Here is a 25,374-nt window from a genome sequence, read left to right as displayed (position 1 = left end):
GCTGTCCGTTGCCGGAGTCAGCCCTTGATTTCCGTCCAGGACTTGGTCCATTCCGAATAGTCTGTGCACTTGACGTCCTTACGGCCATCGAGGCATTCGGCCACCGGAGTGGTCCAGTACCAGATCTTTTCGGCATAGGCTGCATCACCGGAGTGGTACGTCTCGCAGTGCTTGGGATCCTTGGTCTGGTCGCAGGCCTTCGCATTGGCCGGGGATTCGCCAAAGTACTCGGCCACCTGGGCGTTCACCTTGGGACTGGCGATGTAGTCGAGCCACTTGTAGGCGCAGTTGGGATTCTTGGTCTTGGACCCGATCATCCACGTGTCCGACCAGCCGGTGGCACCCTCGGAGGGAATGAGGGTTGCGACCTTGGCGCCGTCGGCCACCGCGATGTTCGCCCCCACCTGCCAGGTGGTGCCGACCACGGTGCTCCCGGATGTGAAGGCCTGGACCTCCTTGACCACGTCACTCCAGTACTCGCCGATGTGCGTGCGCTGCTGCTTGAGCAGATCGACGGCGGCGGCCAGTTGGTCCTTGTCCAGGGCGTAGGGGTTCTTGATGCCCAGTTCCGGCTTATGCGCCATGAGGTAGACGGCGGCGTCGGCGATGTAGATGGGCGAATCGTAGGCCGTGACCTTGCCGGTGTTCTTGGCGGCGTCGTCAAACACCGCGCTCCAGGAGGTGGGCGCCGGGGTGACCTTGTCCGTGGAGTACATCAGCAGGTTGGCGCCCCAGCCGTGGGGCATTCCGTAGTTCACACCGTTGACGGTGTTCCAGGCTTTGTCCTTCAGGAATGGATAGATGTCCGGGTAGTTCTTCAGCAGGCTCATGTTGACCGGCTGCACATCCTGGCCGGCCACCAGGCGCAGCGAGGCATCGCCGGAGGCCGAGATGACGTCGTACTGCCCCGTGCGCATGAGCGTCACGGCCTCATCCGAGGTTCCGAAGGGCTTGAAGCTGACCTTGCACTGGGTCTCTTGCTCGAAGGGATGAACCCAGTCCACCGCCGGGTCGTTGCTGCCGTCCTCGACGTACCCGGGCCACCCGAGGATGGATAGCTGGCCTTCACCGGCGCCGATCTCGGTCTTGGTCGGCTGCGCCGATGGTGAGGAACCCGATCCGCCGCTGGTCCCGCAGCCGGCCAGCGCGAGCGCCGCCGCCGCTACCACCCCGACCACGAGGGAGGCCTTCGTTCTTGGTGCCATGATCCTTACCTTTCGATGGGGGTGAATCGATGTAGGGGTAAATCGCTAGGAGTGAAAATCTGCGGGGTGGAAACGCCGCGCGGACGGCCGGGTGTCTGCCCTCCACACCCCGGCGTCAGGAGCCGTGCGCCGGAAGCCAGACGACGGCGTCGTCGTCCCAGCTGACAGTGACGGGCCGGTTCACCAGCTCCGCGTCGCTGCCGGGAAGCTTTTCCGGGACGAGCGCGACGACGGCGGGGCCGCCGTCGAGCTGCACGCGCACCTGGGTGGCGTGCCCGACGTACACGAACGACGTCACCGATCCGGACCGGGACGTGACGCCGGCCCGGTGCTCCGGTTCCCCGGCCCAGGCGACGCGCAGCCGTTCAGGTCGGATGCACAGCGGCTCGGGCCGGCCGTAGACGGACTGGGCCTGGCCGGCGTCGAAAATATTGGAGGTACCGACGAAATTTGCCACGAAGATGTCGCCGGGGCGCTCGTAGATTTCGTGTGCCGTACCGATCTGCTCGATGCTGCCGTTGTTGAACACCCCGATCCTGTCGCTCATCGTCAGGGCCTCCTCCTGGTCGTGGGTGACGAAGATGAAAGTGATGCCCAGCGAACGCTGCAATTCCTTGAGTTCGACCTGCATCTGCTGCCGGAGCTTCAGGTCCAGGGCACCGAGCGGCTCGTCGAGCAGGAGGACCTTCGGCTCGACAACAAGCGCCCGGGCCAGGGCAACGCGCTGTCGCTGGCCGCCGGAGAGCTGGGCGGGTTTGCGGCCGACGAACTTCCCCAGCTGGACGCGATCCAGGGCCTCCCGGGCCCGCTCCCGGCGCTGGTTCCCGGGCATGCCGCGCACCCGCAGCCCGTAGGCGACGTTGTCCACGAGGGACATATGCGGGAACAGGGCATAGTCCTAAAAGACGGTGTTGACGTCCCGCTGGAAGGGCGCCTTCGCCGTGACATCCTTGCCCTCGAGTTCAATGGTGCCGGAGGTCGGCAGTTCGAAGCCGGCGATCAGCCGCAGCACCGTGGTCTTGCCGGAGCCGGACGGGCCGAGCATGGAGAAGAATTCCCCGTGGCGGATATCCAGGTCCACTGCGTTGACCGCGACGGTATCCCCGAAAACCTTGGTGAGCTTGCGCAACCGGATCGCCGGAACCTCGTCGGTTCCGGTGGAGGTGCCAGCGGCCAGTGTTTCGGTCATACGGTGCGCCTTACTTCGTTGCCGGATCGTCCACGAGAGAGCCATGCAGCGGCATGTGATCCAGTCCACACTGGGCTGCTGGCCAAAATGCTATTACTTCATAGGTTTTATGTATAGACCCTCCGGCAAAGCCCGGATTAGGATGACATCAGCCCGGACGGCGCACGGCGGCGCCGTCGCCGGAAGATGCTCTCGGACGTTGCACTTAGACGCTGCCGTTGAATCCTGCACGGATGCCCCGGCCGGGGCGGCCGCGTACCGCCGGAGGGAAGGGAGGCCCTGATGTTGTTGTCGCCGGAGGGCGCCTCCCGGAGCTTGGCGGCCGTGTTCACGCCGATCAAATCCCGCAGGCTCGTGGACGAAGTGTGCGCCCGGATCGAACAGGCGGTGGAGACAGGGCTGCTGACCAGCGGCCAGCGGCTCCCGAACGAAACCGAACTTGCCGCTGCCCTGGGGGTGTCCGCCGTGACGGCACGGGAAGCGTTGTCCCAGCTGCGAGCCTCGGGAATCATCCGGACCGCGCGCGGCCGCAGCGGCGGGAGCTTCATCGCCGACAACGTGCTGCCCTCCCGGGAACGGGCCCTGGCCCAACTGCACGAGGTGAGCCGGCTGCAGATCAGAGACCTGGCGCTGCACTACCAGGCGATCGCCGCGGCCTGCGCAGGTGTCGCGGCCCGGCGTTCCGACGCCGCCGACGTCGCCACCCTGCGCTCGTTCATCCCGGCAGCGGACGACGACTCCCTGAGCTGGCGCCTGGCGCTGTCCGAGTTCCTGCTGGAAGTCGCGGCCATTGCCCGCTCCGCGCGGCTGGCCCGGGAGCTGATCCGGCTGCAGGCCGATCTCGGCATCCTCACGCTGCTGCCCTGCGCCGACTCCGGCTACCGCGGGCGTACCACCTTGATCCTCGAGGACGTGGCGGCAGCCATCGAGGCCCACCAGCCGGCGGCTGCCGAAACCGGGGTCAAAGCCCTCATTGCCGCCACCACCGACTGGCTCCTGACCGAGCAGGCCAAACGCTATTGACCGCACCCCTCTGAGCGCTTTCCCTGACCGCACCGTCCCGGCCCTTCGAGCTAAGGCAGCAACCATGTCCGACACCACTTCCACCGCAGCAGGTCCCTCCGCCGCAGGTCCCTCCGCCGCGCCGGCCGGGACCGACCCGGCCCAGGCGTCCGCCGAGCGGGCCGTCGCCGAGCTCGATTCCACCATCGCCGGCATCGAGCACCGGCTGGCGGCGTGGGCCGCCGATGCCGGGGCAGCCCTGGCCGCCATGTCCGGCAAAGTTACGGGCACCGCCGTGGACAAGCTCATCCGGCCGGTGGTCGAGGACCTGGTGCAGCTGCCCGACGGCTACGCGGCAGGCGCGGGGTTCATTGCCAACGCCGGGCTGCTCGGGCCGGAGCGCAGCTACATCGCCTGGTGGCAGGGCCCGGACCTGGAACCCGTGGACGCCCTGGCCAACTTCAGCCCCAACTCCATCAGCCGCTACGTCAAGGCTGAATGGTTCCGGACCCCGGTGGAAACAGGCCAGGCGCATGTCACCGGGCCCTACGTGGATTTCCTGTGCAGCGATGAGTACGTCCTGACCTTCACGCACCCGGTGTTCACCCGTCCGGACGGCCCGGTCGCAGGAATCGTGGGCATTGACGTCACGGTTCAGCGCCTTGAACGCGGGGCCATGCCGGCCCTGCGGCGAATCGGAGACCGGGCCACCCTGGTCAACGCCGACGGCCGGGCCGTGGCGTCAGCGGCGTCCGACATCGATGCCGGAGACCTCACCGTGCCGGACGAGCCGTGCAGGCGCTACCCTGTGGGGCGCACGTTCACGGTTTGGAGCGACGCTACCGGACTGTGACAACGGACTGTGACGCCGGGCTGATCCGCGGGCTCCGCCGCCGGGCCGTGACGGCGAAGTTGCTAAACTTGGATTCCAAGGCCCCCTTTTTCCGGGCCTCCGGACGACGGTTCAGTACCCGGCACGCGACAAGACTGGCCACAGGAGCTGTCATGTCGTGGCTAATACTCATCCTTTCCGGGGCGCTGGAGGCCGTCTGGGCCGCCGCCCTGCACCGCACCTCGCAGGCCAAGGGCCGCCGCCGGCTGGTCCCGGCTTTCGTCTTCCTCGTCGCCGTCCTCGCCAGCACCGGGGGCCTTGCCGTCGCCCTGCAGTCCATCCCGACCGGCACCGGCTACGCCGTCTGGGTCGGGGTCGGGGTGGTACTTACCTCCGCATACGCCATCATCACCAAGGTTGAACGCCCGACGGCGGGCCGCCTCCTGCTGCTCGGCGGGATTGCCGCGAGCGTCGTCGGCCTGAAGCTGGTGGCGTGAAAATGAGCGCGAAAAGGGCACCGGGATCACTAGCTGCCTGGCTGATCCTGCTCGCTTCCGCCGTGCTGGAGGCGGTCTGGGCGACGGCCCTGGGACTGTCCGACGGGTTCAGCCGGCCGTTGCCCACGCTCGTGTTCGCGGTGACGGCCACTCTCAGCATGCTGGGGCTCGGCACGGCTGTGAAGCGCATCCCGCTCGGCACCGCCTACGCGGTCTGGGTGGGGATCGGCGCGGCGCTGACGGTCGGCTGGGCGATGGCCACCGGAGTCGAACCGGCCAGTCCGCTCAAGCTGGTGTTCATCGCCGGGATTGTCGGCTGCGCGGCGGGACTGAAACTGCTGCCGGCCGGGGACACGGCAGCCCCGGAAGCTAAGCGGTCACCGTCCCCCGCGGAATCCCCCCACGTCTAAGGCAGGACGACGGCGGGTCCCCGGGACGCGCCGTCGTCCTGGCCCCGCCAGCGTCAAAGGTGGGGAAGTCCCTCCCGCGGGGCCCGGAATAGCCGCGCGCGCTCAGGGGTTCTTGGCAAGGACGGAACCACTCACAGTGCGAATGGAGACCCAGGTGACGGCACCACAAGTCCAGCTCGGCGACGGCCTCGCGGTCAGCCCCCTGGGGTTCGGCGGCATGGCCCTGACCCCTGTCTACGGTGATGTGGACCCGGCCGAGGCCCTGAAAACCCTGCACCACGCGGTCGACGCCGGCGTCACGTTCCTCGACACGGCGGACATCTACGGCGGTGGCAGCAACGAGGAGCTGATCGGGCGGCTGCTCAAGGAGCGGCGGGACGACGTCCAGCTGGCCACCAAATTCGGCCTGGTCGGGACCCCGTCGGCCGGCTACACGGATATCCGCGGCGATGCGGCCTACGTGAAACAGGCGGTGGATCGCAGCCTGCAGCGGCTCGGCACCGACACCATCGACCTGTACTACATGCACCGCCGTGACCCCCGCGTTCCGATTGTGGAAACCGTGGAGGCCATGGCGGAGCTTGTGCAGGCCGGCAAGGTGCGGCACCTGGGCCTGTCCGAAGTGACGGCAGAGGAGCTACGCGAAGCCAACAGCGTCCACCCGATCGCGGCTGTCCAGAGCGAATGGTCCATCTGGAGCCGCGATGTGGAACGCAACGTTGTTCCTACCGCGGCCGGGCTCGGGGTGGGCTTCGTGCCCTACTCGCCGCTGGGCCGGGGATTCCTCACCGGCACCGTGGACGCCTCGGCGCTGGGCAGCAACGACTTCCGCCGCAACATCCCCCGCTTCGCCCAGGACGCTGCCGCGGCAAACCAGGACGTGGTGGACGCAGTACGGGCCGTCGCCGCTGAGCTCTCCGTGTCCGGGAAACCGGCAACGCCGGCGCAAGTGGCGCTGGCCTGGCTCCTGGCCCAGGGCCGGAAGCTCGGGCTGCCGGTGGTCCCCATCCCCGGCACGCGCAAGGCAGACCGGATCGATGAGAACCTCGGCGCCTTGTCGTTGGACCTCACGCCGGCGCAACGTGAGACGCTGGAAGCCGCCGCGGACGTCGTCGTCGGCTCCCGTTCCGCAGACCCCAGCTGGGTGTCCCAGGGCCGGGAATAGCGCGTCCTAGACTGAAGCCCATGGACTCACTCATTCACTCGCTACGTGACATCACCATCCGCCGGATTTCGGTCAGCGAGATGGACAACAACGTGTATCTGCTCACGGCCAAGGCGTCCGGCGCGCAGCTCCTGATCGATGCGGCCGATGATCTGGCCGCCATCCAGGGGCTGCTCGCGGACGCCGCCGCGGATACATCCGCGACGCCGAAGCTGGAGCTGATTGCCACCACCCACCAGCACTGGGATCATGTCCGTGCGCTGCAGGGACTGGTGGAAGCAACCGGGGCCAAGACGGCGGCCGGGACGGATGACGCCCCCGAACTGCCGGTGAAGGTCGATGTGCTGCTGGACCACGGCGACGTCGGCAACTTCGACGGGTTCGACGTAACCGCGGTCCATCTGCGGGGACATACGCCGGGCTCGGTGGCCCTGGTGTACCAGGACCCGGACGGCCCGGCTCACATTTTCTCTGGAGACTCGCTGTTTCCCGGCGGCGTGGGCAATACCCAGAATGATCCGGAGCGGTTTGCCCAGCTGATCACCGATGTGAGTGAGCGGCTGTTCGACGTGTATCCGGATGACACCGTGGTGCACCCGGGCCACGGGAAGCCGACCACCCTGGGCGCGGAACGCCCGCATCTGGAAGAGTGGCGCGTCCGCGGCTGGTAAAGCCAGAAACCTCATCGAGTGCTCCAGAACAGCCCTTATGAACCTTCTAAAGGGCACTTACGGAGCACTCGATGGTGGTTAAGCGGGCTTGTTAGCGGCTGCGGCGTTCGTTCGACGCCGGGGCGGACGCACGGCGGGGGCCGCCGCTGCGTGCCGGACGGCCCTCGCTGGAGCGGCCGTTGCCGCCGCCTGTGTAGGATCCGCCGGAGGTGCCGCCGGTATTGGAGGACCAGACCGCCGAGTTCGCGCCGGACTTGGCACCGGCAGCGGCACGCTGGCCCGTTGCCGGACGTCCGCTGCGCTGGCCGCCAGCCGAAGCCCCCGTGCGGGGAGCGCCACTCGTGCGGGGAGCACCGCCGGTCCGGGGGGCACCGCTGCGGGGAGCCGAAGCGCCCCGGGCGTCGCTGCGTCCTTCTGCGGCGCGTCCGTCCGAACCGCGGCCTGCAGCGGCACGTCCGCCGGCGGCCGGGACATCGTTGTGGTGCCCGTAAGCAGTCACGCGGCCACGGCCACGCGCATTCCGGCGCTCGGCGCGCTCGGCGTCGGCGCGGTCCTGGTTCTTCTCCGCGACGCGCTCAGCGGCGTTCCGGGCAGCGGCCTGGCCTTCATAGGCGACGGCGCGGCGCTCGGCACGCGGCAGATCGGTGCGGGGAGCCTCGGCTCCGACGCGTCCGCGTCCGCCACGGCCGCCCCGGCCACCCGCAGTGGGTGCAGCCTGGGTGGTGCGACGGGCGCGCTTGCGCTCGGCGTTGGCGCCGGTCGACGTGCCGCCGCCGTGCTGGGCGGCCTTGGCGGCCAGCAGCGCGGCACGGGTGCGGGGATCGATCTTGTCCGCCATCTCACCCACGAGCTCGGCCACCAGCGGCGAGTTGGCGGTAACGCGCTCGAAGTTAACCTCGACGCCGGCAGCCTTCATGAGCTTCTTGACGTCGGACTGCTGCTCCGGCAGGGTCAGCGTGACGACGGTGCCGTCGGAGCCCGCGCGGGCCGTACGGCCTGAACGGTGCAGGTACGCCTTGTGCTCCGTGGGCGGATCCACGTGGATGACGAGCTCGACGTCGTCGACGTGGACACCGCGGGCGGCGACGTCGGTGGCGACCAGGACGCGGACCTCGCCGGAGGAGAACTCGGCCAGGTTGCGGTCACGGGCGTTCTGCGAGAGGTTGCCGTGAAGGTCGACGGCGGGGATGCCGGCGTCGGTCAGGGTCTTGGCCAGCTTGCGGGCGTGGTGCTTGGTGCGCAGGAAGAGCACCCGGCGGCCGGCACCCGAGGCGAGCTCGACAATCAGCTGCTTCTTGACGGTCTGGTCGTTGACCACGAGCACGTGGTGTTCCATGGTGGTCACCGCGGCCTGTGATTCATCTACCGCGTGGGTCAGCGGGTTGGAGAGGTAACGCTGGACGATCTTGTCCACGCCGTTGTCCAGGGTGGCGGAGAACAGCAGGCGTTGGCCCTGGCTGGGGGTCATGTCCATGAGCTTCTTGACGACCGGCAGGAAGCCGAGGTCGGCCATGTGGTCGGCCTCGTCCAGGACGGTGATCTCGACACCCTCGAGGGTCAGGATGCGCTGGCGGATCAGGTCCTCCAGGCGGCCCGGGCAGGCGATGACGATGTCGACGCCGGCACGGAGGGCCTTTTCCTGGCGGGCCTGGGAGATGCCGCCGTAGATCACGGTGGTGTTCAGGCCCATGGCCTTGGCCATCGGCTCGATGGTCGCGTTGATCTGGGTGGCCAGCTCGCGGGTCGGTGCGAGGACCAGGCCCATCGGGCGGCCTGGCTTGCGGAAGTGCTTGGCTTCGCGCTCGGCGAGTCGTGCCACGAGCGGGATGGCGAATGCGATGGTCTTGCCGGAGCCGGTGCGGCCGCGGCCCAGAACGTCGCGTCCGGCCAGGGTGTCCGGGAGGGTCTTGACCTGAATGGGGAACGGTTCAACGATCCCCTGCGCGGTGAGGGTGTCAGCGAGGGCCTTGGGCGTGCCGAGGGCAGCAAAAGTAGTCATAAGTTCAGGGTCTTTCAGGCGGTATCCATGCGGATATCGGCCCCCGGCGCCGGTTGGCTCAGGGGTTCGCCGAAGAAAAGTCAGGTGGTCAACCGGGCTGCTGCCAAACTTCAGCTAGCGGCGGCCAGGACCAAATGGAACGCGTTCATCGACGCAGGATGTGCCTCTCACATGAAAAAACCCACTCCCTGCGGGCGGGCCCCGAAGGAACCCGGCAGGAGATCCGGTTGATGGACCGAAGCCGGTCAACCGAATATGAGTAGGCATCACTGCACATCAAGTTTCACCAGTCTAGCATCCGTCCGGGTCGGATCCCGTTTCCGTGACCTTGGTGCAGCTCCTAGCCGGCCAGGCTGGGCGCTTGGAACAGCGGCATGTGGGACGGCTGGGCGGGCGTGCGGGCGGCTGCCCGGGACGCCGCCTTGGCCGTGCCCTGGTCCGCTGCCCGCAGGATAATGAGCGCCTCGGCGTCGATCAGGCGGCGCGTCCCCGTCCGGGAGTCCAGGATCCAGAACAGGTCCACGGCCGTGACCGTCTGCGTTACCGTGCCCCGATGGAAGAGTTTGCCGTTGTGCCAGGCCTCGATCTCGTCCCCCACGTTCAGCTCACTTGAGCTGCGGATGTGCCGTGCTTCTTCAACGTCCATGATCAGTGCCTTCCCCAGCGGTCCAACGTCCTGTGCCCAGCATTCACGATGGAGGTTTCGGAATGGTTTCCGGAGCGTGATTTCCATGTGTCCGCAGGGCTGTGCGCCAAGGCAGCCGCTGACCGCCGTCGCTAGTTACCGCCGTCGTTGGTTGAGGCCGTCGTTGGTTGAGGCCGTCGTTGTTGCCGCCGCCGTTATTGACCCCGGTTCCGTCCCGGAGGAGCATGGTGGGCGGATGGGGCGGCGAGAGGAGACGGGCAACGATGCCGGGAATAGTTGCCGCTGGAACCTTTCGGGTCATCCAACTGGCCCTGCTTCCCCTAGGGGTGGCGGCCTACGTCGCGACAGTCCCCCGAATGCTCGCGTACAGCCGGCGGACGGGCGTTTCGGCCACCGTGTTCGCCTCCCTCTACACCCGCTGTATGCAGCACCGGCTGCAGACGAGGCTGGATGACCCTGCGGACCGGCTCATGGCGGTCATGCCGAATGTGTCCCAGGAAGGGGTCCGGCTGGAGACGGCACCCACCCTGGTGGGCCACCTGCTAACGGGCTACGTTCCCAGGATCTACCGCTATCCCTACCGGGGGCACGCACCGGTGCACCACCAGTCGACAGCGCGCACCAGTTACTACGACGCCGCCATCCAGCGGCATCTTGCCGGCGTGGACCAGCTCGTGGTCCTTGGGGCGGGATTCGACACCCGGGCGTTCAGGCTGTCACCGGAGAACCGCGTGCGCTACTTTGAAATCGATATGCCCCGGACCCAGGCCCACAAGATCGCAATGCTCGAAAAGGCTGGCCTGCCCACAAACCTGGCGACCTATGTGTCCGCCGATTTCGAGACCGAGGACTGGATGGAGAAGTTGGTGGCCGCGGGGTTTGACCCCGGCAGGCCCACGTTCTTCCTCTGGGAGGCGGTGACCATGTACCTGGACCGGGCCTCCGTCGAGGCGACACTGCGCAGGATTGCACGGACCGCCCCCGGCAGCGTCCTGGCCTTTGACTACTTCTCCCGGGAAATCGTCGCCTCGCGGTCGCCGTACATGAGGTACGCCCGGGCGGCGACGAATTTTGTCGGCGAGCCCCTGACCTTCGGCATCGACAACACACCCCCGGCCAGGAAGAGTGCCGCGGACTTTGTCGCGTCCTTCGGGCTGGTCCTTGAGGAACACAGGAATTTCGGCCGGGAGACCCGACGGCGGTCCGCGCCGGCCGGGTTCGTCACCGCGGTCGTACCTGCCGCCGTCGGGCACAGCCCACAGGAGACCGGAGCGCAGGAGACCGGAGCGCAGGCAAACAGCCAATCGGAAGACGGCCTTCATAACCCGGCCGCCCACCACGATGAGGGGAAACCATGACGGAACACAGCCACGAGCATCACGCCGATCCTGCGGAGCCGGTCAGCACCGCCCGGATGTGGGACGAAAAGTACAGCAGCCGCCCGCGGATGTGGAGCGGGCAGCCGAATCCACAGCTGATCGCGGAGGTTGCGCATCTGAGTCCCGGCCAGGCCTTGGATTTGGGCTGCGGCGAGGGCGCGGACGCCATTTGGCTAGCGGCCCGCGGCTGGACCGTGACCGCCTTGGACGTCTCGGCCGTCGCCCTTGAACGCGCGGCCGCCCACGCCCAGGAACGGGGTCAGTCGGCCAAGATCGAGTGGGTGCAGCAGGATCTGGCCACTTGGGTCCCGGACCGGTTGTTCGACCTCGTCACGGCCCAGTTCCTGCACTCCACCCAGATGCCGTGGCAACAGGCGCTGCAGCTCGCCGCGGCCGCGGTGCGCACCGGCGGCACCCTGCTGATCGTCGGCCACCACCCCGACGGCCTGCCGCCGTGGGGCGGGCACCATACGCCAGAGAAGTTCTTCACCGCCGAGGAGCTTGCACATGAGCTCCGGATCGAGGAGCCCCAATGGCGCCTGGAAGTCCTCGACAGCCGGCATCGCAGCGTCATCGGCCCCGAGGGCGAGGCTGCGTCGCTCACGGACGCCGTACTGCGCGCCACCCGGCTGGCCGCCCAATAGCGTGACCTACCCCAAACCTCACGTGATGCAGCTCGCTCCGATTCGACCGTGAGGAAGTCCGCTCCGGACCCGTCTCACTTATGACGGCGCCAGGGAGCCGGATCCTGCTGGCGCTGGCCGGGCTCGGGCTGCTCGCAGCCGGGGCGGCAACGGCCGCTGCCGGGATGATGCCTGGCGTTGCGGCCACCTGGGCGGCCAGGGGATCGTCCCTCATGGACCATGCCGGAAGTTTCCTCCCCTCGGCACCGATTCCGGTCCCGGCCCGCTCTTGGCGGGCCGTGGCGGGAGTCGCCGTGCTCGTCTTGGCGGCCGGGCTGAGCATCGCCTGGCTGGCATCGCAGGGCGGCGGCCGGACACCCAGGGTCGGACGGGGGGTCGACGGCGACCGCGGCACCACCGTGGTCGAAACCGGGCTCATCGCGGCGGCCGTCAAGCAAGCACTCGAGGGCAACCGCCTGGTGCTCGGGGCATCGGTCTCGTCCTGGGAATCCAGGGGCAAAACGGGACTCCGGCTGCGGCTTCAGGCCCGGCGGGGAGCATCCCCCGGGAGATCGCGGATACCGCAAAGGAACTGGCCCAGGGTATCGACGCGTTGCTGGGCCATCCGCTTCCGGTTCTGGTCCGAATCACCAGTGGCACCAGGACCAAGGTGGCTGGACCTGATCGCGCCCGCTAGCCCGGGCGGACCTACGGCTCTACTGCGTCGCCTAGCAATGACAGAAAAGGGAACATCATGGGAACCGACGACAAGGTCAACAACACGGTCATCCACCACATCGGTGCGGCCAAAGAAGGTGCCGGCAGGCTGACGGGCAACGAGGACCTCAAGCGCGAAGGCCAGCAGGAGCAGGCCCGCGCCAAGCTGCAGGAGGCCGGCGAGCGGGTCAAGGACGCCGCCGCCGACATCGGAGAAAACCTCAAGGACGCCGCGCGGAAGCTCAAGGAAGGCTTCAGCAAAGAATAGGGCCGGACGCCGTGCAACGACTCTGCGGTCCGGGAGGCCCCGCCCAGGGCAGGGATTCCCGGACCGCAGCAAGCAGCCCGGGCCCCGGGCTGGCGGGCACTGAAAGCCCCGCTCGGAAGGCCCGTTATGGAAGCAGAGGAAAGCGACAGACTCGTGACTGGTTCACCCTCGGCGCCACATCAATTGGACCTCGTACCGGACGCATTACTGGCCGGACGGGCCGCCGACGGCGACACGGCAGCCTTTGAGGCGCTGGCCCGCCGGCACGGCCCCCTCATGCGGGCCTGCGCCCGCCGCCTGACCGGCTCCCTCGCCGACGCCGACGACGTCGTGCAGGAATCGCTCATGCAGGCCTGGAAACAGCTCGATACCCTGCGCGACGGCGACGCAGTGAAGAGCTGGCTGCTGCGCATTACCGGCAATCGCAGCATTGACCACCTGCGCAAGCGGAGAAACCATTCCAACATCGGGGATCTGGACCATAGGGTAGAGGCCGGCGCGGGGACCGCTCACCAGGACCATCCGGAAAGCGCCGCCCTGAACGGTTCCCGACTGGATGCCCTCAAGGCCGCCCTCGCCGCCCTGCCCGAGGAGCAGCGCCGCTGCTGGGTGCTGAAGCAGTTCAATGACCAAAGCTATGAGGAAATTGCGCAAACCCTGAACATCAGCACTGCCAGTGTCCGCGGCCGCCTTGCCCGGGCACGCATCACCCTGGCCCGCGAAATGGAGGACTGGCGATGAGCTCTCCCGGCGACATTCTCGGCTGCGGGCACAGCCTCGCAGACCTGAGCGAATACCTGGACACCGGACGGATCGGCGATCCCGGCCACCTCGCGGACTGTCCCGAATGCCAGTCCGGACTGGCATCCCTGCGAAGCCTCTCGGCCCTGGGCCATGAATTGCTCGACGCCGACACCGCCGCCGCCGGCAGCGGAAGCGATGACTGGATGAAGACCATCCTGGGCAACCTGCGCCTGGAACTGCGGCCGGGCCGGAGCATTCCCCTGCGCTCCGACTCACCCGAGGACGTCCTCACCGAGACGGAGGGCTCAATTTCGGCACTCATCCGCTCCGTGGCGGATGCGCTTCCCGGCACCGCCGCCGGAAAATGCCGCCTGTACGGGGACGTCACCCGGCCCGGGGCGCCCATCACCGTGGGCGTCGACCTCGCCGTGGTGTACGGGCATCCGCTGGAGGACCGTGCCGCCACCCTGCGCTGGAAGTTGGCCGCGGCCCTTGCCCGGCAGACCGAACTGAACATCACGGCGATCGACGTCACCATCACCGACGTCCTGGAGCCCGGAAAGCCGGGGCCCCTGAACCCTGAACCCCAGCATCCGGAGCAGCCCCCCGGGCCCGGAGGCCCGCCGACTCCACAGGAGGAGCCATGACCGAGCCCTTGCTTCCCGGGAACGGAACACCCGTGGCGCCACCCGCCGCAGCGCGCTCTTCCGGAGTGCTCGCTCCCGCAGCGTTCTCCGCAGCGTCGCCGCCGGCACAACTCCAGGAGGTCATCCTGGCGGTCGACGGCGTGACGACGGTATATCCGGCACGTCCGCTGTGGCAGACGATTGCGGGGGCGGCCCGGTCCGCCGCGGGCGCAGCAACACCTTCTCCGGTGGACGTCACCGAGTCCGGCACCGGCACAGTGGTAACGACGGTCAAGGCGCGCATCGGAGTGAGCAGGGCGTACCCGGCGCCGGACGTGGCCCGGGCGGTGGCCGCCGCGGTGCGGCGGCATTTCAGCCCGCAGCCCGTGTCTGTCGAGGTCGCCATCGTCCACATCGGCGGCGACCAAAGCGTCACCCACTAGGCTGCAGGCGCCGGCGGAGCCGCCTTCGCGGCTCAAAAATGTGACAAAAGACAGCGGACGACAACTGAGGCTAAGATGTTCGACAGTTGTCGAAGGCGCCCGCGAATGGGTGAGTGGCGGAAGAGCGGCGTCAGCGGCCGCGACGGACAGCTGCGCCAGCGTCGCTTCTTCCCCCAAAGCCCGGGAAGGACGCGGGTTCCAGGCCCATTCCGGCACCGTGCCGGACCTCCGTGCGGCGGGCATCAGCACGACGTATCACCGACCGGCTGGTTCACCTACGCGGGCCGCCGCGGCAACAGGGACCGCCAAATACCGGCCCTAATCTTGATCTACCCGCCAAAACTGTTACCTCCGTCACACTCTGACGGATCCGTGCGGACCGCATCGCGGAACCCCCGCCCGCTGCGACCGCCTGTGACAAGGAAGAAGCCTCATGTCTGAACGCATCACCACGGCCGCTCCGGCCACTGCAGAATCCGACATTGCACCATCTGAAATTGCTGGAACCGCCGTCTCCGCCCACGGCGCATCCGCCGGGAGCCGCGAGCCGCACCTCGCCCGTGCCCTGGGCAACCGACACATCCAACTGCTCGCCATCGGCGGCGCCATTGGCACCGGCCTGTTCATGGGGTCCGGCAAGACCATCTCCCTCGCCGGCCCGTCCGTGATTTTCGTCTACATGATCATCGGCTTCATGCTGTTTTTCGTCATGCGGGCCATGGGCGAGATCCTGCTCTCCAACCTGAACTACAAATCCTTCAGTGACTTCGCCGGCGACCTCCTGGGTCCCTGGGCCGGCTTCTTCACCGGCTGGTCCTACTGGTTCTTCTGGGTTGTCACCGGGGTGGCGGACATCGTCGCCATTTCCGGCTACGTGGACAAGCTCGCGCCCGGCACCCCCCTGTGGATCCCGGCGCTGCTCACCCCCGTGGTGCTGGTCCTCCTGAACCTCCCCACCGTGAAGGCGTTCGGTGAAGCGGAGTTCTGGTTTGCCATCATCAAGGTCGTAGCCATCGTGGCCCTGATCGCCACCGGCGCGATCATGATCGCCACCCACTTCACGTCCCCCAACGGCGCGGTAGCCAACCTCGCGAACATGTGGAACGACGGCGGCATGTTCCCGCACGGCATGTTCGGCTTTATCCTCGGTTTCCAGATCGCGATCTTCGCCTTCGCCGGCATCGAACTGGTGGGCACTGCCGCCGCCGAGACCAAGGACCCGGAGAAGAACCTGCCGCGTGCCATCAACTCCATCCCGGTCCGCGTCCTGCTCTTCTACGTCGGCGCCCTGGTAGTCATCATGGCCGTCAACCCGTGGCGCACCATCGATCCCGCCAGCAGCCCGTTCATCGGCATGTTCACCCTCGCCGGGCTGGGGATCGCCGCCGTCGTCATCAACCTCGTGGTTCTGACCTCCGCGGCCTCCAGCGCCAACTCCGGGATCTACTCCACCTCCCGCATGATCTACGGCCTGGCCCAGGACGGGAACGCGCCGAAGGCCTTCGGCAAGCTGAGCAGCCGCAAGGTCCCGCAGAACGCGCTGCTGTTCTCCTGCATCTTCCTGCTGGCCGGACTCGTCCTGCTCTACGCCGGCGACTCCGTGATCGGCGCGTTCACCATCGTCACCTCCGTGGCGTCCGTGCTGACCATGTTCGTGTGGTCCATGATCCTGGTCAGCTACATCGTCTTCCGCCGCCGCCGGCCGGCCCTGCACGCGGCGTCGAAGTTCAAGATGCCCGGCTCCGCCTTCATGCCGTACGTGGTCCTCGCGTTCTTCGTCTTCATGCTCGTCGCGCTGGCACAGGCCGATGACACCCGCCTGGCACTCTTCGTGGCCCCCATCTGGTTCCTGCTGCTGGGCGCCGCCTGGCACTTCAACCGGAAGACACCGCTGCAGCAGGCGCGGATTGTGGAATGGCAGGCCGTCCGCTCGGAGGAAGTCGTCCGCACCACCGTCTGACCCCTGAGCCTCCGCTAAGCCTCGACAGAGACACCCCGGCACGGACACGCCGTGACGGGACGTGCAGGAGCCCCGTCCGGATTCTTCCGGCCGGGGCTCCTTGCCCTTGATCGTGCGATCGCCTGCGGTGCCTTTACTCCCGTGTCCTGAGGGCAGCCGGGACGACGGCGACGCGCGGCGCGACAGCCACGGCGGCGACGCCGATCACCGCCGTCAGCGCGAAGACTCCGGCGAACGACGCCGCCGTTGTCGCCGTCGACGCCGTCGTCGAGAACGCGGCAAAGACGACTCCCGTGCCGGCGAGGGCCAGGGCGCCGCCGAGCGAATCCGAGATGGACATGGCCGAGCTGTTGAATCCCTCCGTGTCCCTGGTGGAGAGGGCCAGAGTCATGACGCTCAGGCGCGGATACATCAGCCCCATGCCGCCCCCGGCGAGGATCCAGCCCCCGATCGCGACAGCGGCCGGCCAGGCCAGTACCGTCGTCACGAACGCCAGGACAACGGCACCGAGGACCAGGGCCGAGCCGATCCGCACCGCCCGCCGGTGCTCCAGCCGGGTTCCCAGCCTGCCCTGGATGGCCGAGGCCGCCGCCCAGGCGATGGCACCGCCGGTGAGCGTGAGGCCCGCAAAAGTGGGGGCGAAGGCATAGCGTTCCACGAGCAGGTACGGCAGATAGACCTCGGCGCCGAAGAATGCGGCGGACGCGAGCCCGCGGGTGAGGATGACGCTCGGCAGGCCGCGCCGGGCGGTCAGGGTTCCGCGCGGCATAAGGGGACGGACGGCCACAAGTGCGACGGCGACGGCGGCCGCCGCCAGCACGCCGCCGGCCCCCTGGACCTCGGCGGACAGGTTCAGGCCCAGCACGGCGAGCGCTGCCAAGGCTGCCAACGCCAACTTGGCCGGACCGCCCGGCGGACGGGCACCCCCGGCAGTCTCGAGGGCTGCCGCCTCACCGCCTGCCGCCCCTGGGGCTGGCGCGGCGGCGGCACCTCCCGTGCCCCGGGCCGGGGTTCCGTGCAGGCCGCGCAGGGCCGGCACCGTCAGGAGCAGGGCCGGGACCACGAGTCCCACCACGCCGAGGAAAACCCACTGCCAGCCGGCCACTTGCGCCACGACGCCGGCAGCGAACGGGCCCACCAGGGACGGGATGACCCAGGCCGCGGAAAAGGCGGCGAAGATCTTCGGATGCAGCACTGGCGGGTAGACCCGGGCGATGACCACGTAGAGGGCCACCGTGAGCGCACCCCCGCCCAGTCCCTGGACAAGCCGGCCGGACACGAGAACCGGCATGGTCCCGGCGGTACCGGCGATGAGCAGGCCCAGCACGAACATGCCCACCGCGGCCAGGAGCGGCGCCACGGGTCCTTTGCGGTCGGACCAGCTGCCGGCGGCCACCATACCGATCACCCCGGTGGCCAGCGGCCCGGCAAAGGCCAACGCGTAGAGGCTTGCGCCGTCCAGTTCCCGGCTGACGAGCGGCATGATGGTGGTCACCGCAAGGGACTCGAAGGCCGCCAGGAACACCAGCGCGCAGGCACCGAGCGTCACCAGCAGGTAGCTGCGGTGGAAGATGCCGGCTGATTCCGGGACGGATTCCTGGCTGGGGTTCCGGCTGGAGTTCCGACTAGGTTTCTGGCTGGAGTTCCGACTGAGTTTCTGACTATCGTGTGGGTCGGTTCGTGGCACGTGCCACAGCCTACAAGAGCGGCACCCCGCGCACATCAGCTGCGCGCCCCGGCACCGGCCGTCCGGCCGGTCAGCCGGCCGCATCGAGCCCCTGGGCCGGGACCACGACGGCGCCGCTCGCCCGCGAGTCAGGATTCAGCATCCACCCCACGCGTTTCACGGTGCTCAGCATGACGACGCTTTCCACGAGCTCGATCCCGGGCACCTTCTGCTGCAACGCCAGCTCGATCGTCATGACGTCGGCCAGGGATTGCAGCCACATGATGATCACGAAGTTCGTGAGACCTGTGGTGGAGGCGCTGAGCCTCACGTTCCGCATGGTCTTCAGCTCGGCCGCGGCTGCCTCATGCCGGCCGGCGGGGACGTTGACGAACCACTGGCAGGTCACGGGGAAAGCCGAGAACTTCTGAGCTACCTCGCACCGGAATGACAGGATGCCGCTGGCGAGCACCCGGTTGAGCTGCCGCTGCACGGTGGCAGGGTGCCGTCCCAGACCGCGGGCAATGTCGGCCGCCGTGGCGCGTCCGTCCCTGGCCAGGAACGGCAGGAGCGCCAGGTGGCTTTCCGGCAACGGTCCGAGGGCGGCGGCCTGGGCGGCTCCGGCGGTCTCGGCGCCGGCCAATGCCCGCACGGCGGCCTGCTGTGCGCGGCTCAGCACGTTGAGCCGCCAGGAGCCGCCGCTGGCGTGCAGCCTGGTGCACAGTGCGGTCTGGTATTTGACGAGGCCGTCGATCTCCTTCAGCTGCGAGATGACCTTCAGGCTGAAGTCGTCCAGGGAGGGCGTAATGACGGTCAGCATGAGGTCCCGGTTGCTGGCTGCCTCTTCTACCGTGACGATTTCCGGCATCTCGGCGAGCCTGGCGGTGACGTCCTCGCGCCGGTTCATTTCGCAATCCACGGCGACGAACGCCAGGCACATCTGGTGCGGGTCGCCGATCAGGTGGGCGGTGACCCAGGAGACGCCTGAGGCCCGCAGCCGTTCCCAGCGGGCGGCGAGGGTGGTGGCGTGGGCGCCCAGCACCTCCGCGGCATCCGCCCAGCTCAGCCGCGGAGCGATCTGCAGGACGTTGATCAGGGCGAGGTCGTCCTCGCTGAGTTCCATTATTCTTCCCCTCATTTGTGCACGAAAACTGCGACTCCAGCCTGTTTTTGCATTTTTTCAGGCCTTTAGCCGCATGTGAACCGTGTCACTTCAGAATAGACGCAGGCGGTCCTCAGCGGACCCGAACCAAGCCGCAGCGACAAAACCAATTCGTCAATCAAGCGATTTCGTCAAACGACAAGCAAGGAGAAAACGTGCCGATCACCGCAGACGCCCGGGAAATGCAGGCGGACCTGGCCCGGTTCCGCCATGAGCTGCACCGGGAGCCCGAGATCGGCCTGGAGCTCCCGCGGACCCAGGAGAAAGTGCTGAAGGCGCTCGACGGGCTCGGCTACGAGATCACCCTGGGCCAGGGCACGACGTCGGTCACCGCGGTGCTGCGCGGCCAGGCTCCCGGAGCCGGCACGGACCACAGCCCGGCCGTCCTTCTCCGCGCGGACATGGACGGCCTGCCGGTACAGGAGAAGACGGGCGTGGACTACACGTCCAGGATCGACGGCGCCATGCACGCCTGCGGCCATGACCTCCACACGTCCATGCTGGCAGGGGCCGCCACCCTCCTGGCCGAACGCCGGCACCGGCTGGCCGGCGACGTCGTCCTGATGTTCCAGCCCGGCGAGGAAGGCTTCGACGGCGCCAGCCACATGATCCGCGAAGGCGTGCTGGATGCCGCCGGCCGGCGCGTGGACGCCGCCTACGGCATGCACGTCTTTTCCGCCCTCGAACCGCACGGCACCTTCTGCACCAAACCCGGCGTCATGCTCAGCTCGTCCGACGGGCTGGTGGTCACGGTGCTCGGCGCCGGTGGCCACGGTTCGGCCCCGCATTCGGCCAAGGACCCCGTGACGGCGGCCGCCGAGATGGTCACCGCCCTCCAGGTCATGGTCACCCGCCAGTTCAACATGTTCGATCCCGTCGTCCTCTCGGTCGGGGTCCTCCAGGCCGGCACCAAGCGCAACATCATCCCGGAAACCGCACGCATCGAGGCCACCATCAGGACCTTCTCCGAGGAATCCCGGCAGAAGATGATGGACGCCGTGCCGCGCCTGCTGAAGGGCATCGCAGCGGCGCACGGCCTCGACGTCGACGTCGACTACCAGCAGGAGTACCCGCTCACCATCACGGACGAGGACGAAACGCACACCGCGGAGAACGTCATTGAGGGCCTGTTCGGCGATTCCCGGCTCGCCCGCTGGGCCACCCCGCTGAGCGGCTCCGAGGACTTCTCCAGGGTGCTCGCCGAGGTCCCCGGCACGTTCATCGGCCTCAGCGCCGTCCCCCGCGACGCCGACCCCGCCGCGTCCGCGTTCAATCACTCCCCGTACGCCACGTTCGACGACGGCGTGCTGGCTGACGGCGCCGCACTCTACGCGGAGCTCGCCATATCGAGGCTGGCCGCGCTTACGGCAGCACACGCTCCCGCCGCGGCCGCCCCTGTCGCCGCCTCCACCCTTTCCTAGCCCCACCCCCGAGGGAGAAGACCATGATTACAACCGCGTCCACGACGCCGGCAACCCGGACATCCACCCGCAAGACGATCATCGGCACCGGCATCGGCAACGCCGTTGAATGGTACGACTGGGCCATCTACGCCACGTTCACGCCGTTCATCGCCAGCCAGCTTTTCAGCAAGTCGGACCCTGCGTCCGCGGTGCTGTCCACGCTGGCGATTTTCGCCGTCGGCTTCGTTGCCCGCCCGTTCGGCGGCTTCCTGTTCGGTTGGATCGGCGACCGGATCGGCCGCAAGGCCTCCATGACCCTGGCCGTGGGGCTGGCGTCGGTGGGCAGCCTGATGATCGGCATCGCGCCGACCTTCGCCGCGGTGGGGGCCTGGGCCTCGTTGACCCTCCTGGTGGCGCGCCTGGTCCAGGGACTGGCGCACGGAGGGGAGTTGCCGTCGTCGCAGACCTACCTGTCCGAGATGGCGCCGAAGGAACACCGCGGCTACTGGGCCACCCTGATCTACACCTCCGGCACGGTGGGAATCCTGTTCGGAACCCTGCTGGGTGCCGTGCTCAACATGACCCTGAGCACTGAAGTCATGAACGCGTGGGGCTGGCGCGTCCCCTTCCTGATCGGCGCGGCCATGGGTCTCTACGCGCTGATCATGCGGTCCCGGCTGCACGAAACGGACGTCTTTGAGGGCGAAGCCTCGGCGGAGAAGCGCGCCCCGATCTGGCCGCAGATTGTCCGCCACCGCAAGCAGGCCCTTCAGGTGATCGGCCTGACAGTCGGCCTGACCGTCATCTACTACATCTGGGGCGTTGTGGCCCCCAGCTACGCCACCACCGCACTGAAGATCGACCGCGGCGAGGCCCTGTGGGCCGGCGTGATCGGCAATATCGTATTCATCGCGGCGCTGCCCTTCTGGGGCAAACTGGCGGACCGCATCGGCCGGAAGAAGGTGCTGTGGGCCGGTGCGATCGGCGCAGGCATCATGCACTTCCCGATGACCGCCCTGCTCAAGGATTCCGCCTGGCAGCTGGCCGTCAGCATGTCCGTCATGCTGATCTTCATCGCCGCCAGCGCTGCGATTGTGCCGGCCGTCTACGCCGAATTGTTCCCCACGAGCATCCGCACCGTGGGCGTCGGAGTCCCGTACTCGATCTGCGTGGCGGTCTTCGGCGGCACCGCACCCTACCTGCAGCAGTGGCTCGGCACCACCGTGCAGATGCCGCAGCTGTTCAACGTGTACGCCGTGCTTCTGCTCGCCATCTCCGCGGTGTTCGTCTTCACCATCCCGGAAACGAAGGGCAAGGACCTCACCCTCTAAAGCAGGGGCAGCACCCAACTGGCTAGCAGCAGGGGCCGTTATGAGACGTCATAACGGCCCCTGCTGCTAGCTAGTTGGGTCAGCCGCCGACGAAGCGGTCCCGCCCGGCCCTGTAGCCGAACACGGCGGCCAGCGAGCCCACCAGCAGGAACAGGACGCCCGCCGCGGCAAAGGATCCGGTGGCCTGGTGGAGCTGGCCGACCAGGAGGGTGCCGCTGGAGCCAAGCCCGTAGCCCACGCCCTGCATCATGCCGGAGAGGTGGGACGCGGTGTGCCCGTCGCGGGTACGGACCATGATCAGGGTCAGTGCGGCGGCGGTCAGGCTGCCTTGGCCCAGGCCCAGCAAGCCGGTCCACAGCCAGAGGAATTCGGTGGGACCGAAGATGCTCAGCGCGAACCCTCCCCCGGTCATGAGGGCCACCACCGTGTTGATGGCGCGCTGGTCCCGGAACCGTGTGGCCAGCGCCGGCGCGAACAGCGAGCCCAGCATCTGCAGCACAATCGAGGCCGCGACGATCAGGCCGGCCGTGCCGCCGTCCACACCCCGTTCGCGCAGGATCGGGGCCAGCCAGGCGAAAACGCTGAAGGACATCATGGCCTGCAGGACCATGAAGAGGGTCACCTGCCACGCGACCGCCGAGCGCCACACATTTACGCCGCCGTGTGAAGTCTGGTGCCGGGCGTGCCGCTGCCTGATGGCCAGCGGCAGGAACAGCAGAAGTACGACGCCGGCGGGCAGCGCCCAGAACCAAAGCGCCGCTGTCCACTGCCCGGTTGCCCGGAAAACAGGGAAGGTGAAGCCGGCACCCAGGGCAGCCGAGGCGCAGATCGCCGTGGTGTAGAGGCCTCCCATGAGGCCCAGGCGGTGTGGGAAGTCGCGCTTGACGACGCCGGGCAGCAGCACGTTGCAGAGCGAAATCGCGGCGCCGCACGCGGCGGTTCCGGCGAACAGGGCCGGCAGGTGACCGGCTCCCGGCAGCTCCACCGGCCGCAGCAGCAGCCCTCCAGTGAGAACCGCCATGGCACCGAGCAATACCCGCTCGGCGCCGAAGCGGCGAGCCAGGACAGGGGCGAGCGGGGCGAAGACCCCAAGCAGGGTCACCGGCACCGTGGTGAGGACGACGACGGCCCAGCTTGGCAGCCCGGCGTCGGCTGTCACCTCGGGCAGGACCGCGGAGAAACTCGAAAACACCGTGCGGAGGTTCAGCCCGATCAGGACCAGGCACACGCCCAGGTAGGCCAGGCCGCGGCGGCTGCCGACCCGGGTGGGTTCCGCCGCGGGAACGTCGTCGATCTCAGCATCCACCAGCAGGCCAGGGCGGTCGTCGATCCCGATGCCGCTGGCAGTCGGGTCCTGGGAGCTTTTCGGTACAATCACGGACCCCATTCTGGCAGGCTCTTCGCCGGCTGCCGTGTCACCGTCGTCACTGTCCGACCAACCTGCCGATCACTTCGGTAGGCGGGTCTCCACTATTCTGGAAAGGATGAGCGAATCCCCAGAATCCCCCGGCACGCCGGAATCCTCGGAGCCCGGCGTCCCGGACGAGACGCAGTTGCCCCGCCCCGTGACCCCGGGCAGCCAGGCCTCGTTCGGCACGTACGGGGGCCGTCCGGTCAGCTTCGTTCGCCGCGGCACACGCTTGCAGGGACGCCGCCAGGCCGCCTGGGAGGAGCACGCAGACCGCTGGGCGGTGGAGGTCCCGCGCCACGTCGCCAACACCTCGGTGCACCCGGACTACGTCTTCGACGCCAAAGCCGAATTCGGCCGCAAGGCTCCGCTGATTGTGGAGATCGGTTCCGGGCTGGGCGACGCCGTCTGCCACGCCGCCGAGGAAAACCCGGACAAGGACTTCCTGGCCGTGGAGGTCTACACCCCCGGCCTGGCCAACACCCTGATCAAGATCAACAGCCGCAAGCTGAGCAACGTCCGGGTGGTGGAGGCGAACGCCCCCGAGGTGCTCGCCACCATGCTGCCTGCCGGTTCCGTCACGGAACTGTGGGTGTTCTTTCCGGATCCGTGGCACAAGTCCCGGCACCACAAGCGCCGCCTCATCCAGCCGGCCTTCGCCGACCTCGCGGCCAGGGCCATCAGGCCCGGCGGCATCTTCCGGATCGCGACCGACTGGTCCAACTACGCCGTCCACGTCCGCGAGGTCATGGCGGGCTCTGCGGAGTTCGAGAACCTGCACGAGGGTGAGCGCGCCGGTGCGGACAGCCCCCTGACCCAGGTCTGGGAGTCCGGCGTCGAATCCCGGGTGGGCGGAGCGCCCGTCAAGGAAGGCCGGGCGCCGGTCAGCACCGAACACACCGGGCCCAACGAAGGCGTCGACGGGACCGGCGGCTGGGCGCCGCGGTTTGAGGGCCGGATCCTCACCAGCTTTGAGAACAAGGCCCACGAAGCCGGGCGCCTGATCTTCGATCTCAGCTACCGCCGCCGCTAGGAAGAACCGGCTCGCGGGAATCTGTTCCTGAACCTCTGCGCGTGGCACGATTACGGAAGAAGTTCGGTTGCCGCAGCTGCCAGGGCTCCGGAACGGGACTCGCCAGTGAGCACTAAGGAAACGATCATCAAAGAAGAAATGAAGGACGCCGCCGAGGTCGCCGAGGAAGTCACCAATTCCAAGCCGCTCGAAGTAGTGGCTCGGGCGGGGTTCGCCGTGTCGGGACTGCTGCACTTCCTCATCGGGCTGGTCGCAATCCGGCTCGCCATGGGCGGCCAGGGCCAGGCCGACGTCAGCGGCGCCGTGGAAGAGCTCGCCGGGCAGCCGGCCGGGCCGGTGCTGCTCTGGACCTCGTTTGCCGCCTGCGTGGCGCTGGCCATCTGGCAGGCCAGCGACGCCATCTTCGACTTCGAGCACCTGCCCACCAAGAAGAAAGTCGGTAAGAAGCTCAAAGCCGGCCTGCAGGCCGTGGTGTACACCGGGTTTGCCCTCACCCTGGCCTCGGTCGCCACCGGCGCACACGCCGACCACCGACAGTCAACCAGCGATCTGACCATCAACCTGATGAAGGCGCCCGGCGGCGTCGCACTCCTGATTGTCATCGGCGCCGCGGTGGCCGTCACGGGGATCGTCTACGCGATCCGCGGCTTCCGGAAGTCCTTCATCAAGTACCTGCGCATGCCGTCCCAGAAGCAGGCGCGTACCGCGGTGACGGTCGTCGGCGTCGTGGGCTACGCCGCCAAGGGCTTCGCTCTGCTGCTGGTGGGCCTGCTCATCATCATCGCCACCGTGAAAGCCCACCCGGAAGAGTCAACCGGGCTCGACGGCAGCCTCAAAGCCCTGCGCGAACAGCCGTTCGGCGTGTATCTGCTGGCCGCCGTCGGGGTCGGCCTGATCTGCTACGGCATCTACATGGCGGTGCGGGCCAAGCTCGCGAAGATGTAGGTCCCGCGGACTTGCAGGACCCGGGCGTGACCTGCCCGGGCCCATGCCGG

23 protein-coding genes, 1 pseudogene and 1 riboswitch are annotated in these 25,374 nt (G+C 68.1%); of the genes and pseudogenes, 17 read left to right on the top strand and 7 right to left on the bottom strand.

Translation table 11 applies throughout. The features are described 5' to 3' along the window. Positions 1-17 precede the first annotated feature (17 nt). Together BLR03_RS11795 and BLR03_RS11790 are read right to left on the bottom strand one after the other, a co-directional pair. Positions 18-1,205 (bottom strand): ABC transporter substrate-binding protein, encoded by a 1,188-nt coding sequence (locus BLR03_RS11795; RefSeq protein WP_091252758.1) that lies wholly within the window; start codon positions 1,203-1,205, stop codon positions 18-20. Between the two features lie 115 nt (positions 1,206-1,320). Further along, positions 1,321-2,394, bottom strand: a pseudogene (locus tag BLR03_RS11790) (ABC transporter ATP-binding protein). A 282-nt stretch (positions 2,395-2,676) separates the two neighbouring features. Between BLR03_RS11790 and BLR03_RS11785 the strand changes: the two are divergent. From BLR03_RS11785 to BLR03_RS11760, 6 genes are all read left to right on the top strand, one after another. Then, complete coding sequence (locus BLR03_RS11785; RefSeq protein ID WP_091252756.1) at positions 2,677-3,417, top strand: FadR/GntR family transcriptional regulator; 741 nt, start codon at positions 2,677-2,679, stop codon at positions 3,415-3,417. Between the two features lie 64 nt (positions 3,418-3,481). Then, positions 3,482-4,249: a cache domain-containing protein gene (locus BLR03_RS25210; RefSeq protein ID WP_091252754.1), complete on the top strand. Its 768-nt coding sequence runs from the start codon at positions 3,482-3,484 to the stop codon at positions 4,247-4,249. Positions 4,250-4,324: 75 nt separating this feature from the next. Further along, positions 4,325-4,392, top strand: a riboswitch (guanidine-III (ykkC-III) riboswitch). 9 nt (positions 4,393-4,401) lie between these two features. Then, the gene (locus BLR03_RS11775) at positions 4,402-4,725 is read left to right on the top strand and encodes a DMT family transporter (protein WP_091252752.1); all 324 of its coding nucleotides are present in this window, start codon (positions 4,402-4,404) and stop codon (positions 4,723-4,725) included. A 2-nt stretch (positions 4,726-4,727) separates the two neighbouring features. After that, positions 4,728-5,135: a DMT family transporter gene (locus tag BLR03_RS11770; RefSeq protein ID WP_091252750.1), complete on the top strand. Its 408-nt coding sequence runs from the start codon at positions 4,728-4,730 to the stop codon at positions 5,133-5,135. 142 nt (positions 5,136-5,277) lie between these two features. Further along, the gene (locus tag BLR03_RS11765) at positions 5,278-6,300 is read left to right on the top strand and encodes an aldo/keto reductase (protein WP_091252748.1); all 1,023 of its coding nucleotides are present in this window, start codon (positions 5,278-5,280) and stop codon (positions 6,298-6,300) included. A 20-nt stretch (positions 6,301-6,320) separates the two neighbouring features. After that, positions 6,321-6,971 (top strand): MBL fold metallo-hydrolase, encoded by a 651-nt coding sequence (locus tag BLR03_RS11760; RefSeq protein WP_091252745.1) that lies wholly within the window; start codon positions 6,321-6,323, stop codon positions 6,969-6,971. A 91-nt stretch (positions 6,972-7,062) separates the two neighbouring features. Here the strand turns inward: BLR03_RS11760 and BLR03_RS11755 are convergent, their stop codons facing one another. Continuing rightward, entirely contained in the window at positions 7,063-8,970 is a 1,908-nt protein-coding gene (locus BLR03_RS11755; protein ID WP_091252743.1) for a DEAD/DEAH box helicase, read from the bottom strand. A 340-nt stretch (positions 8,971-9,310) separates the two neighbouring features. Further along, positions 9,311-9,616 carry a hypothetical protein gene (locus tag BLR03_RS11750; protein WP_175460513.1) on the bottom strand — a complete coding sequence of 102 codons (306 nt, stop codon included), beginning with the start codon at positions 9,614-9,616 and terminating at the stop codon, positions 9,311-9,313. Between the two features lie 263 nt (positions 9,617-9,879). Between BLR03_RS11750 and BLR03_RS11745 the strand changes: the two genes are divergently transcribed. From BLR03_RS11745 to cycA, 7 genes are all read left to right on the top strand, one after another. Further along, positions 9,880-10,974: a class I SAM-dependent methyltransferase gene (locus tag BLR03_RS11745; protein WP_175460512.1), complete on the top strand. Its 1,095-nt coding sequence runs from the start codon at positions 9,880-9,882 to the stop codon at positions 10,972-10,974. After that, positions 10,971-11,639 carry an SAM-dependent methyltransferase gene (locus BLR03_RS11740; protein WP_091252740.1) on the top strand — a complete coding sequence of 223 codons (669 nt, stop codon included), beginning with the start codon at positions 10,971-10,973 and terminating at the stop codon, positions 11,637-11,639. The genes BLR03_RS11745 and BLR03_RS11740 overlap by 4 nt, the downstream gene beginning before the upstream one ends. Before the next feature lie 733 nt (positions 11,640-12,372). Beyond that, positions 12,373-12,603: a CsbD family protein gene (locus tag BLR03_RS11730; RefSeq protein ID WP_091252739.1), complete on the top strand. Its 231-nt coding sequence runs from the start codon at positions 12,373-12,375 to the stop codon at positions 12,601-12,603. A 153-nt stretch (positions 12,604-12,756) separates the two neighbouring features. Continuing rightward, positions 12,757-13,344, top strand: coding sequence for an RNA polymerase sigma factor (locus tag BLR03_RS11725; protein WP_254788425.1), 588 nt, complete (start codon positions 12,757-12,759; stop codon positions 13,342-13,344). Continuing rightward, positions 13,341-13,994 (top strand): Asp23/Gls24 family envelope stress response protein, encoded by a 654-nt coding sequence (locus BLR03_RS11720; RefSeq protein ID WP_254788424.1) that lies wholly within the window; start codon positions 13,341-13,343, stop codon positions 13,992-13,994. The genes BLR03_RS11725 and BLR03_RS11720 overlap by 4 nt, the downstream gene beginning before the upstream one ends. Next, positions 13,991-14,416, top strand: coding sequence for a hypothetical protein (locus BLR03_RS11715; protein ID WP_175460511.1), 426 nt, complete (start codon positions 13,991-13,993; stop codon positions 14,414-14,416). The genes BLR03_RS11720 and BLR03_RS11715 overlap by 4 nt, the downstream gene beginning before the upstream one ends. A gap of 433 nt (positions 14,417-14,849) precedes the next feature. Further along, positions 14,850-16,376 (top strand): D-serine/D-alanine/glycine transporter, encoded by a 1,527-nt coding sequence (gene cycA / locus BLR03_RS11710; protein ID WP_175460510.1) that lies wholly within the window; start codon positions 14,850-14,852, stop codon positions 16,374-16,376. Positions 16,377-16,509: 133 nt separating this feature from the next. Here cycA and BLR03_RS11705 read toward each other — a convergent pair whose 3' ends face one another. Continuing rightward, complete coding sequence (locus tag BLR03_RS11705) at positions 16,510-17,949, bottom strand: MFS transporter (protein WP_091252849.1); 1,440 nt, start codon at positions 17,947-17,949, stop codon at positions 16,510-16,512. Between the two features lie 184 nt (positions 17,950-18,133). After that, entirely contained in the window at positions 18,134-19,165 is a 1,032-nt protein-coding gene (locus BLR03_RS11700; RefSeq protein ID WP_175460509.1) for an Lrp/AsnC family transcriptional regulator, read from the bottom strand. Positions 19,166-19,359: 194 nt separating this feature from the next. Here BLR03_RS11700 and BLR03_RS11695 point away from each other — a divergent pair, with 194 nt between their 5' ends. Further along, complete coding sequence (locus BLR03_RS11695) at positions 19,360-20,625, top strand: M20 metallopeptidase family protein (protein ID WP_091252734.1); 1,266 nt, start codon at positions 19,360-19,362, stop codon at positions 20,623-20,625. Between the two features lie 23 nt (positions 20,626-20,648). Beyond that, positions 20,649-21,938, top strand: coding sequence for an MFS transporter (locus BLR03_RS11690; RefSeq protein ID WP_091252733.1), 1,290 nt, complete (start codon positions 20,649-20,651; stop codon positions 21,936-21,938). A 79-nt stretch (positions 21,939-22,017) separates the two neighbouring features. Here the strand turns inward: BLR03_RS11690 and BLR03_RS11685 are convergent, their stop codons facing one another. Next, on the bottom strand, positions 22,018-23,250 hold the full coding sequence (locus tag BLR03_RS11685) for an MFS transporter (RefSeq protein ID WP_254788439.1): 1,233 nt from the start codon (positions 23,248-23,250) through the stop codon (positions 22,018-22,020). Between the two features lie 172 nt (positions 23,251-23,422). On the opposite strand from BLR03_RS11685, the gene trmB reads away from it, so the two are divergent. Both trmB and BLR03_RS11675 read left to right on the top strand, forming a co-directional pair. Continuing rightward, complete coding sequence (gene trmB / locus BLR03_RS11680; RefSeq protein ID WP_254788422.1) at positions 23,423-24,379, top strand: tRNA (guanosine(46)-N7)-methyltransferase TrmB; 957 nt, start codon at positions 23,423-23,425, stop codon at positions 24,377-24,379. A 138-nt stretch (positions 24,380-24,517) separates the two neighbouring features. Beyond that, complete coding sequence (locus BLR03_RS11675) at positions 24,518-25,324, top strand: DUF1206 domain-containing protein (RefSeq protein ID WP_091252843.1); 807 nt, start codon at positions 24,518-24,520, stop codon at positions 25,322-25,324. Positions 25,325-25,374 lie beyond the last annotated feature (50 nt).

This window comes from Arthrobacter sp. ok909 (genome assembly GCF_900104405.1).
GTDB lineage: Bacteria > Actinomycetota > Actinomycetes > Actinomycetales > Micrococcaceae > Arthrobacter > Arthrobacter humicola.
The sequence above is the reverse complement of the archived record's forward strand: the minus strand, read 5'-3'. Positions and strand labels throughout refer to the sequence as shown.